This is a genomic window from Burkholderia sp. PAMC 28687 (assembly GCF_001577465.1).
Lineage (GTDB): Bacteria > Pseudomonadota > Gammaproteobacteria > Burkholderiales > Burkholderiaceae > Caballeronia.
On record NZ_CP014505.1, the window covers coordinates 1,964,744 to 1,980,663 of the forward strand.

The 15,920-nt window shown below is 60.9% G+C and carries 14 protein-coding genes; 5 read left to right on the forward strand and 9 right to left on the reverse strand.

Annotated elements, in window-relative coordinates; translation table 11 throughout:
- Nucleotides 1-234 precede the first annotated feature (234 nt).
- Nucleotides 235-720, forward strand: coding sequence for a DUF2844 domain-containing protein (locus AX768_RS08900; protein WP_082778784.1), 486 nt, complete (start codon nt 235-237; stop codon nt 718-720).
- A 9-nt stretch (nt 721-729) separates the two neighbouring features.
- A complete protein-coding gene (locus tag AX768_RS08905; protein ID WP_061999650.1) occupies nt 730-2,049 on the forward strand; it encodes a DUF3443 domain-containing protein in 1,320 nt (439 codons plus the stop codon).
- 52 nt (nt 2,050-2,101) lie between these two features.
- Here the strand turns inward: AX768_RS08905 and AX768_RS08910 are convergent, their stop codons facing one another.
- The 9 genes from AX768_RS08910 to AX768_RS08950 form a co-directional block, all read right to left on the reverse strand.
- Nucleotides 2,102-3,202, reverse strand: coding sequence for an OmpA family protein (locus AX768_RS08910; protein ID WP_061999651.1), 1,101 nt, complete (start codon nt 3,200-3,202; stop codon nt 2,102-2,104).
- A 129-nt stretch (nt 3,203-3,331) separates the two neighbouring features.
- A complete protein-coding gene (locus AX768_RS08915) occupies nt 3,332-5,746 on the reverse strand; it encodes a YadA family autotransporter adhesin (protein WP_172811935.1) in 2,415 nt (804 codons plus the stop codon).
- Between the two features lie 540 nt (nt 5,747-6,286).
- Entirely contained in the window at nt 6,287-7,639 is a 1,353-nt protein-coding gene (locus AX768_RS08920; RefSeq protein ID WP_061999653.1) for an MFS transporter, read from the reverse strand.
- A gap of 53 nt (nt 7,640-7,692) precedes the next feature.
- Nucleotides 7,693-8,079 carry a 4-carboxymuconolactone decarboxylase gene (gene pcaC, locus AX768_RS08925; protein WP_061999654.1) on the reverse strand — a complete coding sequence of 129 codons (387 nt, stop codon included), beginning with the start codon at nt 8,077-8,079 and terminating at the stop codon, nt 7,693-7,695.
- A 1-nt stretch (nt 8,080) separates the two neighbouring features.
- Nucleotides 8,081-8,869, reverse strand: coding sequence for a 3-oxoadipate enol-lactonase (gene pcaD / locus AX768_RS08930; protein WP_061999655.1), 789 nt, complete (start codon nt 8,867-8,869; stop codon nt 8,081-8,083).
- Nucleotides 8,869-10,260, reverse strand: a complete 1,392-nt coding sequence (locus AX768_RS08935) for a 3-carboxy-cis,cis-muconate cycloisomerase (protein WP_061999656.1) — start codon at nt 10,258-10,260, stop codon at nt 8,869-8,871. Before AX768_RS08935 ends, pcaD begins: the two co-directional genes overlap by 1 nt.
- On the reverse strand, nt 10,260-11,462 hold the full coding sequence (gene pcaF / locus AX768_RS08940) for a 3-oxoadipyl-CoA thiolase (protein ID WP_062000897.1): 1,203 nt from the start codon (nt 11,460-11,462) through the stop codon (nt 10,260-10,262). Before pcaF ends, AX768_RS08935 begins: the two co-directional genes overlap by 1 nt.
- Before the next feature lie 21 nt (nt 11,463-11,483).
- Nucleotides 11,484-12,155: a 3-oxoacid CoA-transferase subunit B gene (locus tag AX768_RS08945; RefSeq protein ID WP_061999657.1), complete on the reverse strand. Its 672-nt coding sequence runs from the start codon at nt 12,153-12,155 to the stop codon at nt 11,484-11,486.
- Between the two features lie 26 nt (nt 12,156-12,181).
- The gene (locus AX768_RS08950) at nt 12,182-12,874 is read right to left on the reverse strand and encodes a 3-oxoacid CoA-transferase subunit A (RefSeq protein WP_062000898.1); all 693 of its coding nucleotides are present in this window, start codon (nt 12,872-12,874) and stop codon (nt 12,182-12,184) included.
- A 187-nt stretch (nt 12,875-13,061) separates the two neighbouring features.
- On the opposite strand from AX768_RS08950, the gene AX768_RS08955 reads away from it, so the two are divergent.
- From AX768_RS08955 to AX768_RS08965, 3 genes are read left to right on the forward strand one after another with little or no spacing between them, the layout of a single operon-like run.
- The gene (locus tag AX768_RS08955; protein ID WP_062000899.1) at nt 13,062-13,877 is read left to right on the forward strand and encodes an IclR family transcriptional regulator domain-containing protein; all 816 of its coding nucleotides are present in this window, start codon (nt 13,062-13,064) and stop codon (nt 13,875-13,877) included.
- A 3-nt stretch (nt 13,878-13,880) separates the two neighbouring features.
- Nucleotides 13,881-14,870 (forward strand): LysR family transcriptional regulator, encoded by a 990-nt coding sequence (locus AX768_RS08960; RefSeq protein ID WP_061999658.1) that lies wholly within the window; start codon nt 13,881-13,883, stop codon nt 14,868-14,870.
- A gap of 33 nt (nt 14,871-14,903) precedes the next feature.
- Nucleotides 14,904-15,827 carry a LysR family transcriptional regulator gene (locus tag AX768_RS08965; RefSeq protein WP_061999659.1) on the forward strand — a complete coding sequence of 308 codons (924 nt, stop codon included), beginning with the start codon at nt 14,904-14,906 and terminating at the stop codon, nt 15,825-15,827.
- Nucleotides 15,828-15,920 lie beyond the last annotated feature (93 nt).

Genomic DNA, 15,920 nt, shown 5'->3' on the forward strand with positions numbered 1-15,920 from the left:
CTCCAATCTCAAAAATAGCCGCACCCACGCCTTAAGCGACAATTTATGACAATCGATCTTGTATTGTCCTAGTCATTAATTCATCACCAACACTTTGTTTAATAAGCAGTTTTAACTAATTTTTTAAGCCGCACGAAAGACCCTACAAGATAATTCCTAACTTGATTCCTGATTACTTCGTCATCTTAAAATTAAGCCTCAATAACAAGAACGGCCACGAGAACGGAGTACATCATGTCTTACCTACATACGCTCACCTCACTTCGGGCAGCGAGCGCTGTCTTGCTTGCTGCAGCGGCTGGCTCAGTGCAAGCACAACTGGGATCGACGCTCGGCAATGCTGCGATTGGTTCGGGTACCTCCAACGCGCTTGCAGCGGTGATTCATCAAGCCGATAACAGTGCGGTGCGCTGGCAGGAAACAACCGATGCCAACCAGATCCGCGTGCGGCAATACTTATCGCCAGCGACGGGACTGGTCTACGCGGTCAGTTGGGATGGGCCAGCCATGCCCGATGTATCGGCGTTGCTCGGCACCTGGTTCGACCGGTATCGGCAAGGCGCGAGCGCTGCGCTGGAGAGCGCAGGCGGACTGCATTCATCGCGGGTGGACGGCAGCGATTTTGTCGTGGAGACGCACGTGCGCCTTCGCGACTTCAGCGGCCGCGCCTGGCTTCCCGATGCGCTGCCCGCCGGCGTTGCTGCGGCCGACATCGAATAAGGAGGAATCATGCGAAATAGTCCGACCCGCCTCTTGTTCCCGATGCTGATCGTCGCAAGTTTCATCCTCACGGCCTGCGGTGGAGGAGGTGGAGGCAGCGACTCCACCTCCTCTACCGCCGCCGCGCCTGCAACTGCCAGTGGTGCTCCCGCTGCCAGCGCACCTGCTGCTGCCGCGCCCGCTTCTGCCGCCACCTCCGCTTCCGCGCCAGCGGCTGCATCGAGTCCGCCAGCTAACACCGTCGCTCAGTCGACCACACCCAATGTCTTGCCCATCACGGTCGCGGCGATCGCAACGGGAACGCGCAACATGTTGCAGACAAGTGTGACGATCTGCGTGCCCGGAACGACCACCTGCCAGACCATCGACAACATCCAGGTCGATACGGGTTCGCAAGGACTTCGCATTCTTGCTTCAGCACTCACGCCTGCTTTAGCCCTCCCTGCTGTGACAGGAACCAGCGGTGCTCCGACGGCTTCCTGCACCGTGTTCGGTTCAGGCTATACCTGGGGATCGGTACGTACCGCCGATGTCCATCTGGCGGGCGAAGTGGCCGCATCGACATCGATCCAGATCATCGCCGATCCAGCGGTTCCAGCCGTTCCCGCGAGTTGCAGCAACTCCGGCCTGCCCATGCTTACAGCTACCGCGCTGCGAAGCAACGGCATTCTTGGCGTCGGCCCGTTCACCGCCGACTGCGGCAGCGGCTGCGCCACCACCGCCCTGCCTCGCTGGTACTACAGTTGCACATCTGGAGTGTGCGTGTCTGCGACGTTGCCCGTTGCTCAGCAAGTGACCAATCCGATCAGCAATTTCGCCACCGATAACAACGGCGTCTTGATCGAGTTGCCAGCGGTGGCCGACACAGGTGCATCGAGTGTTTCCGGCACCATGACGTTCGGCATAGGCTCGCAGTCGAACAATCAATTGGAAAGCGCGCAGGTTCTGCCCGGCAACGGCGTCACCGGATTTGTGAAAACGATGTTCCAGGGCAGTACCTACGCCACGAGTTTTATCGATAGCGGTTCGAACGGCTTGTTCTTCCCGTTGACTTCCATGCCGGGATGCGGTGTGTGGTTTTGTCCGACAGCGCCGCAGAGTCTTACTGCCAGCATTACTGGCACCAACGCTGCGACGACAAGCGTGACATTTGCCGTAGGCAACGGACTATCGCTTTTCGCGACCGGCAATAATGCGCTCAGCAATCTAGCCGGTCCCGCCAACGGCTACTTCGATTGGGGCTTGCCTTTCTTTTACGGCAGACGGGTCTTCACCGCGATCGAAGCTCAAGTGACGCCAGAGGGCCAAGGGCCTTACTACGCGTTTTAGGCTTGGGCGAGCGCATCGGCACTGCGACTCCCTGATGCGGGAGTCGCAGCGTTCAATCATGAGCGTTTTCGCCGCTGTCGGCTTCAGTCCGCTGGAAGCGCAACTCCACACGCCGGTCACGCGCGAGACAAGCGACCAGCGCATGCCAGTCGCGCATCTGGCATTGCGCACCCGGCGACGCTCGCCCGAAGCCCTGCGCCCTCACTTCCGCCTTCACACCGCCGGCGAGCAAATAGCGCCGGACAGCATCTGCGCGCCGCTGTGATAATCGAAGGTTGTAGGTATTGCTGCCAAAACGATCGGTAAATCCCGAAACCGAAATCAGTTTTACAGCGCCGTCGTCGTTCAGGCCGTTCATATCGGCGATCACACCGTCGAGCTTCTGGCGTCCGTCCGCGGTGATCGATTCGACCTTGCTGCCGTTGAAAGCGAAAAGCATGTCGGTTGGCAACGCGACAACGGTCGGAGCAGAAGTTGAAGCAACACTTGGCGCATCGGCGTGTTCCGCAGGAATGCCGCAGCTTTGAAGGCTGAGCTGAACATCAGCAAGCGCCGACTGTACTTCGTCGACTTTTGCCTTGGCAGCTTCGAACTGCCGTGTCCAGGCGTCGTGCCCCGCGTGCATCAATTCGACCTCGGCACACGCAATCTGCTTTTGAGCCTGCGGACATTGCAGAACCCGCGGATCAGCGAGCGCCGCGCGCAGGCCGTCCGCCAAGTCGCTACGTAAAGGCGTGACGGTGCGCAGTGGCGGATTATCGACTGTCAGCGGTTGCGCGCCTTCCAGTCCCGCTGTGAGTCGCGCCGCTTCGCCGATGGACTCTTCCACGAAGCCCCATCGATCCCCCGCTTCAAGTTCTTTTTTCGCTGCATTGATCCAGCATTGGTCCTTGAATCCGATATAGGTGCTCTTTCGCTCGTTCATTCGGTCGAGTCGCGCCTGCAAGAGTCCGATCGCCTCATGCGGGTTGCCTACACGACCATAAAGCTCGATCCACGGCTCGACCGCTGCTCCCGCTTGCGCACTCTGCTGAACGCCGGCACCGGTTTGCAATACGGTTGCATCCTGAATGCCAAGTGTGTCGCGCACCGCTGTGTTGGCGCAGCCTGTCAGGACCAAAAGACAGGCAACGCCGAGATTGATGTTTTTCATTATTCGACAAGTTGAGCATTCGTCGCGATCCCTGCGACGAATTGGAGTTACGCGCCGCGACGTGTTCGACGTGTTGCGACGTGTTGCGGCGACGAGTGGTGGCTGGGTGGCCTGCTGTTCAAGCCGGCCTCAGATGCCAAATACGTAACCCACGCCCGCCCTGACGATGGTGCTGTTGCCACCCGAGGACGAAACGCCACCATTGAAGTTGATGTTTCCCTTGTCGTTCCAGCGCGATACACCAATGCCCAACGCCGCCTGCCCTCGATACGCCGCGACACCCGCATTCAATGTCGTGCGTCCCGGCAGATACGGCGTGACCACGTTGAGCGCCGAGGCGGACGCAATACCTTTGCGCGTGTTGCGATCGAGATCCCGGATTTGCTGGTCGGTATTGCTGAAACGCTGATCCGTGTAGCTGTTGGCCTGACTGAGCGTTGAACTGGCTGACTTGCTCAATTGATCCAGGTTGACGGCATCGGTCGAGGAAGTACCGGCTGCCACATTGGTGATCTGACGCTCACTGCCAGGTGCGCCGACCGATACCGACGACGCCCGGTCCGCAACCGAACCCGCTCCAAGCGCCACGGAACTGGCAGCAGTGGCTGTGGCGTTCGCTCCGAACGCTACAGCGTGATTGCCCGTAGCAACGGCTGCTTCCTTCGATGCATCGCCGTCGGCCGCGAAAAACGCGGTGCTTGACGCCGTGAAGTTGTTGACCCGTGACACGGCGTCATTGAGCTGACCGAGATTCACTCCGTCCGTAGCAACGACGCCGCTCGCGACGTTATGAAGAAGGGCGCCGCCGACAATGCCTTTTCCCAGCGTAACGCTGCCGAAGTCCGCAGCGCCGCTCGCATTCTTGTCGTAGGTGAGCGCCGTTTCCGCCTTGCCCGTTTCGTCGACGAGACCCGCGCTTTTCAATTGCGCGACGTTGACTGCATCGGTGTCGGATGTGCCCGCCCTCACATTGGTGATCTGCCTTTCATTACCCGCCGCGCCCACCGACACCGTGTTCGTGCGATCTGCCACAGAGTTGGCACCAAGCGCGACCGCATTGCCGGCGCTCGCCTGCGCGTTGCCCCCAATAGCGGTAGCGTCGGTGCCAGTCGCCGATGCCGCCACGAGCGTTGTATTGGCGTTGAAGTATTTGAGCGCTCCACCATTGCGCAAGCTGTCGACGAGTTGCGCTGTCTGGAACAACTGGTCGCCGTTCACTGCGTCCGTGCTGCCCGCCCTGACTGCCCCGGCCGCAACGTTGCGCAACGCGACCGGAACGGCTGCACCCGCCCCGCCCAGCGTCGCACTGCTCCGATCAACAGTACCGTCTGCTTTCATGTCGTACGTGATTGCTGCCGCCGCGTTGCCCGATGCGTCGATCAGGCCGGCGCTCTTCAGTTGAGCCACGTTGACCGCGTCCTGATCCATCACCCCGGCTTTCACATTGGAGATGACAGTACCGTTCGTTCCGCCGAGCATGACGTTCGCTTTGGACTCGTCCGTGTAGCTCAGCTTCAACGGTTCCGCACTGGTCAATTGCGCAAGCGATGTGACGACGTCATGCACATTCGAATTGGTCGCATAGAGTTGTGCGCCGTTCACCGCGTCGCTGCTCTGCGGGTTCAGCGCACCGGCCGCGACATTGCTGATCCGTACTGCCTGACCCGACGTCCCGCCAAGCGCAATCGTCGTCTTGTCCAGGTTGTCGTATGCGACAAATGCATTCGTCGCGACTCCCGCCGTATTCGTTGTTGCGCCAAGCGCCTTGAGTTGATTCAGGTTGACGGCATCCGTACCGTCACGCGCCCCGGCGACATGCACGATCCGCCGCTCCGAGCCGCTATCTCCCACAGAGACCACGTTGCTCAATGAGCCGTCGCTGCCCGCGCCCAACACGACGCTATTGCTTCCTCTAGCGGTGACGTTGCTGCCGAGCACAAACGAGTCGGTGCCGAGCGCCTTGTTGCTATTGCCGACGACATAATTCCCGGACCCGCTCACGAAGTTACCCATGCCAATGCCACCAGCGGCGAGGCCAGTGACTCGCGTGAACGAACCAATTGCAAGCGAATCGTCGCTGGATGTATTGACTGTGGTGCGCCAGCCGATTGCAAGACTTCGATCCGAGTCAGCTCGAGCACCGACACCCAACGCAGTAGATTCGACACCGCTCGAGGAAACGCCGTTCCCCACCGCTACGCCGCCTGCAGCCGCATTTGCATATGAGCCGACGGCGACTGCGTAGTCGCCTGTTGCGCGCGCGTTCACCCCCACGGCAACGGCGTTCATGCCAGACGCTCCAGTCGAGTTCGTACCGTCGATTGGTCCTGAAATAACCATCTGGTCCGGAGGAAGACCGGATGTGCCAGACCCGGCGCCTAACGCCGGCGTGGCAGCCGCCAGCATGTTCGATGCCGTCAAGGTTTGCGGCGAAAGAACACCGAGCGCCTGACGAACTTGCGCTGCATAAGCCAGGTTATCGACAAGCGCAGCATTCGCCGTTGCCGACAACGTCAGCAACGAAAGCGGTGTTAGCGTGAGCACGGCAGCCGTTCCAATCCGCATCCGTTGACTGACGAATGAAGGTCGCTCGCGAGACCCACGATACGCACCGCCACCACTTTGTTTATTCCATACGACACGCTGGGTCTTGTTCATTTTTTTGGATTCTCTCAGGTCTTGAGACACGCGTATGCGCACTCGGATTGCATTGACTGAGCGTGCGCGCGCATGCGACCGGTCATCGATCAGTGCCCGTATCTGCATGCGAAAAAGCCGTTGCACGCTCGTGTGACACTGTGACAGATCAAGATAAATTTCCCCCATCAGTAAACTCTTAAAACGGCCAGGACTAGGCCATTCGATATAGTTAAACCGCTTCAATCAAGCATATTTGTGTTTTTTAAGCATCATGAAGACGTTCATCCCGGTGGGGCATGAGCACCTCCTTTATCCTTATCGCGCTATTTCTTGAAGCCCTGATCAGGCGCACGTCACCGATCAAACTCAGGAGCCCAACGCAAAAGCGGCGACGTTGTTTCCAACGCCGCCGCTTCGCGACCCCCGGTCCCATCAAAATATCGTCTATAGAGGCCGCCCTTTCATTTCCACCCGAGCGCTTCGCGAGACGCCGCGCTTGATCATCAGCGCAGCCGCCGCGATCAGCGACGGCACCGCGAGCAGTCCGAAGATGGTGCTGAACCCCACGCCGGCTTGAAGAAGGAAGCCGCCCGTCGACGCCCCGAGAATCCCGCCAAAGCGGCCGACGCCCAGCATCCAGGCAACGCCGGTCGCACGCCCGCTGGTCGGATAAAACGCCGCGGCAAGTACCGGCAGCGAGGACTGCGCGCCGTTCATGCAGACACCGGCCACGAACGTCAGCGCACCGAGCCACATGATGCTCGCCGATTGCTGCCCGACCAGCCACACGAAGAATCCGGTCAGCACATAAGTAACGGCAATGACCCTGTGCGGCTCGAAGCGGTCCATCAGCCAGCCGACACCAATGGCGCCAATACCTCCGCCAAGCGGAAACAGCGCCGTCACAATGGACGCTTCGCGGATCGTGAAGCCGGTATCGCGAATCAAGGTCGGCAACCAGCTCGTCAACAGGTAATAGACGAGCAGCCCCGCGAAGTAAGTAATCCAGAGAAGCACCGTCCCGGCCCGAAACCGCCCGGACAGCACCACGGCCAGTCCACTGCGTTTTTGCGAATCCGAATCTTCGGGCAGCACGAAACGCAGGTTATGCAGCGAGACCTCGGGCGCCATCCGGCGCAAAACCGCGGATATCTTCTCGACGTGCCAGCCACGCAGCACCATGAAGCGGATCGATTCCGGCAACACGATCAGGACGACCGAAAGCGCCAGCGGCAGAATTCCGCCGACCACAAATACGCTGCGCCAGCCGAAGTGCGGGATGATTATCGCGGCAACCAGACCGCCGGCGGAAGCGCCGACGGTGAAGCCGCAAAACATCGTGTTGACTATCAAAGCACGCATGCGGGCCGGCGAATACTCGGACATGAGCGTGGTGGCGTTGGGCATCGCGGCGCCGAGGCCAATGCCGGTCAAGAGCCGCATGACCGCAAGCATGGAAAGCGAAGAGGAAAACGAGCAGAGCACGCTGAACATGCCGAAGGAAAGCACCGAACCGATCAGGACACGCTTTCTGCCAATCCGGTCAGCGAGCGGTCCGGCGAACAGCGCACCAATGGCAAGTCCGAAAAGCGCTGCGCTCATCACCGGCCAGAGCGCGGCCTTGGTCGGATGCCATTCCTGCACGAGTGCCGGCGCCACGAAGCCTATGGATGCCGTATCGAAGCCATCGGCGGCCACGATCAGGAAACATAAAATCAGGATCATCCATTGATACGGGGAAAAACGCCGCTCATCGATGAACCGCTGTACATCCAACGTGCCGTCAAGCTGGGCCATGTCTGTCTCCTGCCGTGTTTTTTATTGGTGACTACAACGTGCAACGCGCTCAGTCATGCCGGGCGGTCTTCTTCATCGAAGATCTTCTGAGCCAGATGAAACGCCGAATTCGCCGCCGGCACGCCGCAATAGATTGCCGTCTGCAGCAGCACCTCCTTGATCTCTTCGCGCGTGACGCCGTTATTCTTGGCGGCCCGCAGATGCAAGGCGAGCTCTTCGCTGCGATTGAGCGCAACCATCATCGATATGGTCAGGAGGCTGCGCGTATGGCGCGGCAGGCCGGGCCGGGTCCAGATGTCGCCCCAGGCGTACCGCGTGATCAGGTTCTGGAATTCCGTGGTGAGATCGGTACGGTTTTCGAGCGAGCGCGTGACGTGTGCATCGCCGAGCACGGCGCGACGCACGGCGAGCCCTGCTTCGTAACGTTCGTCTTCGGTCATGTCAGTCTCCCAGGAACTCGAGCAGCGTCTTCGTAAAGTCGCCGGCTCGTTCAATGTTCGATAAATGCGCGGCATCGAGTTCAACGTAACGCGCGCCTTCTATGGAGCCGGCCAGTTCGCGCCCTTGTGCCGCGGTCGTGGACTGGTCGTGCGTGCCGGCGATCACGAGTACCGGCGCCTTGATGGTCCTGGCTTCCTCACGGGCATCGGCGTCGCGCAGCGCTTCGCAATTCGCCGCGTAACCTTCGCCCGATGTATGGCGAAACACGTCGCGAATACCCGCTAGCAAAAGCGGATGATCCGCAATGAACCCCGCCGTGAACCAGCGTTGCAGCACGGGATCGACGAGCGCGGACATGCCGCCTTCCTCGCGCGCCCTTGCGGCACGCGGGCTCCATGTCGCGGCCGACCCGATCAACGCCGCCGTGTTGGAAAGCACCACGCGCCCGAAACGCTCCGGGTGGCGCGCGGCGAGCGCGATGCCGGTGATGCCGCCCATCGACAGGCCGCAATAGTGCGTGCGTGCAATGCCGAGCGAATCCAGCAGGCCGATCACATCGCCGGCAAGCTGGTCGAGCGTGTACGGGCCGTTCGGCGCGTCCGAGCGGCCATGGCCGCGCGTGTCGTAGCGCAGCACGCGAAACTTCGCTGCAAGCGCTTCGACTTGCGGCGTCCACATCGATACATCGCTGCCAAGCGAATTCGACAGCACGATCCAGGGCGCGTTGCTGCCGGCCGAAGCATCGACACGATAGAACAATTGAATACCGTTGACGGCGGCGTAGGGCATTACGAAAAGCTCCCGAATGGATTTGACCGATGCCGCTTCAAGACGGCATCGACGAAAGCAGTTGCCTGGCCCGCATAATTGGCCGGATCCAGCAGCGCTTGTAATTGAACAGAAGACACGTGTTGCGTGACGCGCGTGTCGTTCGAAAGCACGTCGTATAGCGTCGTGCCTTTGGCGACCGCTTCCTTCGATGCATGTTCCACGAGGGAGTGGGCATCGAGCCGGCCGATGCGATCGCCGAGCGCAAGCATCACCGCTTCGCCGAGGATCAACCCGTGCGTGAGATCGAGATTGGCGTCGAGCCGCTCTGTGTTCACATCCATATTGGACACGATGGCCGTGATCTGCGCGAGCGCTCCGCCGGACAACCGGGCAAGATCCGGCAGCGCTTCCCACTCCGCCTGCCAGCCGCCGAGCGCCCGTTCATGTTCCTGCACCATGCCGCTGAAAACGGTCGCGACCAGATTCGGCGCGCGCATCGCGGCGCTCAGAACGGCTGCGCAGCCGACGGGATTGCGTTTGTGCGGCATCGTCGATGAACCGCCCTTTCCCGCCGCGGCCGGCTCGGCGAGTTCGCCGACCTCTGTCTGCATGTGCAACGAGATGTCGCGGGCGATCTTCCCCAGCGTACCGATGAGCATCCCGAAACACGCCGCCGCCTCCGCGATCCGGTCGCGCTGGGTATGCCAGGGCAGTGCAGGAAGCTGGAGCTTGAGGTCGTCGGCCAATGCCTGCGCCACGTCCGGCGCCTTGTCGCGCAGACTTGCCAGCGTTCCCGAAGCACCACCGAATTGCAGGACGAGCACGCGCCCACGGCAGTGCGCGAGACGTTCGCGATGCCGCGTCAGCGCGTCAAGCCACTGAGCGAACTTCAGACCGAGCGTAATGGGCAAGGCTTGCTGAAGCCATGTGCGGCCGATCATCGGCGTCGTTCGATATGTGCCGGCTTGAAGTGCGAGCGCTTCGGACAATTCGTCGAGTCCGGCTTCCAGCAAGTCAAACGTAGAACGCAATTGCAGGACCGTACCGGTATCGATGATGTCCTGGCTCGTCGCGCCCCAATGCACGAACTTCGCGGCATCGGCATCTTTGATTTTGACGGCGGCCGTCAGTTGCTTCACCAAAGGAATCGCGAGGTTGCCGCCGGATGCGGTGCCTGACATCAGCGCACCGGCATCGATCAGATCTGCATTGCATGCAGCAACGATCGCCCCGACCGCGTCCGCTGGAATCACGCCATGCAAGGCCGACGCCCGGGCGAGCGCCGCCTCGACATCGAGCATCGACTGCACGGTCTCTCGCGCCGACCACACGGCATTCATCTCGGCCGTGCCGCAGATCAGATCGGTCAGACGTCCGGCCGCAGAAAATGTCGGCTCAGGAGACGACATCACACGCGCTCGATGGCGATCGCAATACCCTGCCCCACGCCAATGCACATCGTGCACAACGCAAAGCGCCCGCCCGTCCGATGCAACTGATACGTCGCGGCCGTAACCAGCCGCGCGCCGCTCATGCCCAGCGGATGGCCGAGCGCGATCGCGCCGCCGCTCGGGTTGACGCGGGGATCGTCATCGGCAATCCCAAGCAAGCGCAGCACGGCCAATCCCTGCGATGCAAATGCCTCGTTCAGTTCGATCACATCGAATTGATCGATACTCATGCCCAGGCGCTTCATCAATTTCTGCGATGCCGGCGCCGGTCCGATGCCCATTACGCGCGGCGGCACGCCTGCCGTCGCGATCCCCAGCACGCGAGCGCGCGGCGCGAGGCCAAAACGTCTGGCGCTGTCTTCGTCGGCGAGGAGCAAGGCTGCGGCGCCGTCGTTCACACCCGATGCGTTGCCCGCCGTCACCGTGCCGTCCGGCCGCACCACGCCTTTCAGCTTCGCGAGCGCTTCAAGACTCGTTTCGCGCGGATGCTCGTCTTGTGACACGAGCACCGGATCGCCTTTCTTCTGCGCGATGGAAACCGGCACGATTTCCTGCGCGAACGATCCGTCCTTCTGCGCGCGCGCCGCTTTCTGCTGGCTGCGCAATGCAAAGGCATCCTGATCTTCGCGGCTTACCTTATAGTCGGTCGCCACGTTTTCCGCGGTCTCGGGCATGGAATCGACACCATGCATTTTCTTCATCAGCGGATTGATGAAACGCCAGCCAATGGTCGTATCGTAGATCTCGGCCTGCCGCGAGAACGCGGTCGTCGCCTTGCCCTGCACGAATGGCGCACGGCTCATGCTTTCCACGCCACCCGCCACCATCAGCGCCGCTTCGCCCGATTTGATCGCGCGCGCCGCAACGCCGATTGCATCCATGCCCGATCCGCACAAACGGTTGATCGTCGAACCCGGCACTGAATCGGGTAGACCGGCCAGCAACGCCGACATCCTTGCAACGTTCCGGTTGTCTTCGCCGGCCTGATTCGCACAACCGTAGATGAGGTCATCAAGGGCGCTCCAGTCCACTTCCTTGTTGCGCTCCATCAAGGCGCGCAATGGCACGGCGCCGAGATCATCGGCACGAACCGATGACAGCGCACCGCCATATCGGCCAACCGGCGTGCGGATTGCGTCGCAAATGAATGCTTCTTTCATGCCCATCTCCTGAGTTGTCCTTCAATGCGCCGAGAGCGCCGCAGCCGCTTCTTGCGGCTCGTACGTCAAAGGTACTTGCGCCAGTTTTTGAAGCTCGTCGAACGACAAGCCTTCGATGATTTCCCGCACCACGAATCCGTTCGGCGTTATATCGAACACGCCGTGATCCGTGTACACACGGTCCACGCAGTCCACGCCCGTCACCGGATAGGAGCACTCGGCGACCAGCTTGCTTTCGCCCTGCTTGGTGAGCAGTTCCATCATCACATAAACCTGTTTGGCGCCGATTGCCAGGTCCATTGCGCCGCCGACAGCGGGAATTGCGTCGGGCGCGCCCGTGTGCCAGTTCGCAAGATCGCCTTTCGCCGATACCTGGAACGCGCCGAGCACGCAGATGTCCAGATGGCCGCCGCGCATCATCGCAAAGGAATCGGCGTGGTGGAAAAACGCGCCGCCCGTGAGCAGCGTCACATGCTGCTTGCCGGCGTTGATCAGTTCGTCGTCTTCCGCGCCTTTTTCCGGCGCCGGGCCCATGCCGAGCAAACCGTTCTCGCTATGCAGGAAGATTTCGCGGTCCGCCGCGAGGTGATTGGCAACGAGCGTCGGCACGCCGATGCCCAGGTTCACGTAGGCGCCTTCCTGAATGTCGCGCGCCACGCGCTGCGCCATTTCATCACGAGTCAGTTTTTTCATGTCGATGTCCTGTCGATGTCCTGTGTTCACGCCGCCAGCTCGGCAGCATGCGCAACCTGGGGCACTTCGATCACGCGCTGCACGAAGATACCCGGCGTCACGATGTCCTCGGGATCCAGCGCACCGAGCGGCACGACTTGCGAGACCTGCACGATCGCGGTTTTGGCGGCCGTGGCCATGATCGGCCCGAAGTTGCGCGCGGTCTTCCGATACACCAGGTTGCCCCATCGATCGCCCTTGAACGCCTTGATCAGTGCGAAGTCAGCATGCAGCGGCGACTCCAGCACGTAATGCCGGCCATCGATGAAACGCGTTTCCTTGCCCTCCGCCAGCTTCGTGCCGTAGGCAGTCGGCGTGAAGAATCCGCCGATGCCCGCGCCCGCCGCCCGAATGCGCTCCGCGAGATTGCCTTGCGGCACGAGTTCGAGCTCGATCTCTCCCGCCCGATACAACCCGTCGAACACTTGCGAGTCGCTTTGCCGCGGAAACGAACAGATGATCTTGCGCACCCGCTTGGCTTTGAGCAGCGCGGCCAGCCCCGTCTCGCCATTACCAGCGTTATTGTTGACGATGGTCAGTTCGCGCGCGCCCTGTTCGATCAATGCATCGATAAGTTCGGAGGGCATGCCCGCCGTGCCGAATCCGCCGATCATCACGGTTGCGCCGTCCTGAACGTCTTTCACCGCCGAGCTCAGCGAGTCGAAAATCTTGTTGATCATGATGTTCCTTCCTTTGACTGAATCGAAGTGCGCCGCTTGCAATTGATGCACTGCTTGCAATTGAATGTTCGTTGTGCGAACATCGATTCGTTTAGCGAACAAATGTCATGGTATTCCCGCATTCGTTGCGCTGTCAATGAACCTCGGGTTTGTCCCGATGAGTTTCGAATTTCAGGAGGGCTTCAGAATGAATCCTCTCGCTTTGGCGACCGACCTGCCCGAGCCGGACCCGGCCTCCCGTCCCGGCGATGCGTTCGTGCAATCGTTCGCACGCGGTTTGTCGGTGATTCGTTCGTTCAGTGCGTCGCGTCCTGCGCAGACATTGTCCGAAGTCGCGGCTGCATCGGGCCTCACGCGCGCCGGCGCACGAAGGATCTTGCTGACACTGCAGGCACTCGGTTACGTCGAAGCCGACGGCCGCCAATTCACGCTTACGGCCAAGATCCTCGACCTCGGTTTCGCATATCTCACCTCGATGCCCTTCTGGAATCTCGCCGAACCGGTCATGGAAGAGCTCGTCGGCCAAGTACACGAGAGCTGCTCGGCCGCCGTGCTGAACGGCACGGAAATCGTCTACGTGCTGCGCGTACCGACGCACAAGATCATCACGATCAACTTGTCCATCGGCAGCCGTTTGCCGGCGTTCTGCACGTCGCTAGGCCGCGTGCTGCTCGCGTCACTCGATGACGACAAGCTCGACGCCCTTCTCGACGCCAGTGCGCTCGAAGCCCGCACGCCCCGCACGATCGTCGATAAAACCGCGCTCAAGGGAGCGCTTGCCCTAGTGCGCAAACAAGGCTGGGCTATCGTCGACCAGGAACTGGAAGAAGGCCTTATTTCGATGTCCGCGCCCATCCGCGACCGCCAGGGCCGCGTGATAGCCGCGCTGAACATCAGCGGCAACGCGCAGCGCAAGAACGCGAAGCAAATGGTGAAAGCGTTCCTCGAACCGCTGCTCGACGCAGCGCAGCGCGTGTCCGAAATGGTCGCGAGGCGCGGCTAAACCATGGCGGCGTTAAAACCCGGCGACCTCGCGCTCCACGACCTCGATCTGAACCTGATCCCGTATCTGGTCGCCATCGAAGAGACGCGCAACGTCAGCCGCGCAGCCGAACGGCTCGGCGTGAGCCAGCCGCGTGTCAGCACCGCGCTCGGCCGGTTGCGCACGTATTTCAACGATCCGCTGTTCGTGCGGACATCGCGCGGCATGGACCCCACGCCGCGCGCCCTCGCCCTTGTGCCCGTGGCGCGCGAGGCGCTGAACCGCATCGAGCGCGGTCTGCTCGACACCCAGCACTTCGATCCCGCCGTGACGACCGATACCTTTGCCATCGCGTTGTCGGATGTGGGGGAAATCGTCTTCTTGCCGCGCTTGTTGCAAACACTCGCGGTCGCGGCGCCACGGGCGAATTTGCGGTCGGTATCGTTGAAACACGATCAGGTCGAACGTGCGCTGGAAAATGGCGAAATCGATCTGGCCGTCGGTTATTTCCCCGATCTCGATGGCGCCAACTTCTTCCAGCAGCGGCTCTTTTCGCATCGGTTCATCTGTTTGATGCGGCGCGATCATCCGTGCGCACGTGGACCGCTGACGCTCGCGCAGTACATTGAATGCGGCCACGCCGTGGTGCGCGCGGAAGGCCGCAGCCAAGAACTCCTCGAAGATTTCCTCCATAAAAAACGTCTCCGCCGCCGCGCTGTGCTCGAGACGCCGCACTTCATGAGCCTGCCCTTCATCCTCTCGCGCACCGACCTGATTGCGACCGTGCCGCACGCGATCGGCTACGCGTATGTGGAGGAGCACGCGTCCATCATGCTTGCCGAGCCGCCGCTGCCCTTGCCCCACTTCGACCTGAAACAGCACTGGCACCGGAAGTTTCACAACGATCCCCGCACCAAGTGGCTGCGCGGCGTAATTGCATCGCTCTTCAACGATGAACTCGATGAATGGCCGAAGCGCCCGACCACACCCCGTTCCATCGATAAACGCCGCTAAACTGAGCGTTTTGTTTCCTGCCGGGAAAGTCTCATGGACGGATTGACCAGCTTGCGCGTGTTCCGCGATGTCGTTGAAGCCGGCAGCTTTGTGAAGGCAGCCGAGCGGCTCGACATCTCGACGGCGATGACCAGCAAACACGTCGCGAACCTGGAGCGGCAGCTCGGCGTGCGCCTCTTGAACCGGACCACGCGGCACCTGAGCCTGACTGAAGCAGGCAGCGTCTATTACGAGCAATGCCGCGAAGCGCTGGACATCCTGCAGGCCGCTGAATCCGCGGTCGGTTCACAAACAGACAAACCGCGCGGCGTGCTGAAGATCACGGCGCCGGGCTGGTTCGCCAATGCGAAATTCGCCGATATCCTTGTGGCTTATCGTGCGCGATATCCCGAAGTGCTGATCGATCTGCGGCTGGAAAACCGCTTCGTCGATCTCGTCGAAGAAGGTTACGACATGGCCTTGCGCGCGACCTCGGAACCGTCGCCGACCATGATCGTCCGCCCGCTTTGCAAGGTGCCGTTCGTTCTCGTGGGTTCGCCCGATTATTTGCAGCGTCGTGGTCAGCCACAGCATCCGCGCGACCTCGGCGAACGCCATGAAATCGTCTTGCCGACCTACACCAGCGTGGACAGCGTCGAATTCACCGGCCCGGACGGTGTATTCGCCGTCAAGAACAACGCTGTGCTGAAGACCAACGATAGTTCCATGTCGCTTCAGCTCGTACGCGCAGGTCTTGGCCTCGCCTATTTGCCGGAATGGATCGTGGAGCACGATCTGGCGTCGGGCGCGCTGACGCATCTCTTTCCTGCTTACACGACCTTCGCACCAGGCGTCTACGCCGTCTACACGAGCCGCAAGTACATGACGACCAAGGTGCGGACATTTATCGATTTTGTCTCCGAGACGCTTTCGACCAACGATTTCACCGACACGCGGGGCCTTCAAACCCGCCCCTAAAACTAGGATAAATCGTATTCAAAACGTGTCACCGCCCGTGTGAAGATCGCGCCGATTCGCAATTTGTTTCGTTGAAGCGACCTTTTACTCTCA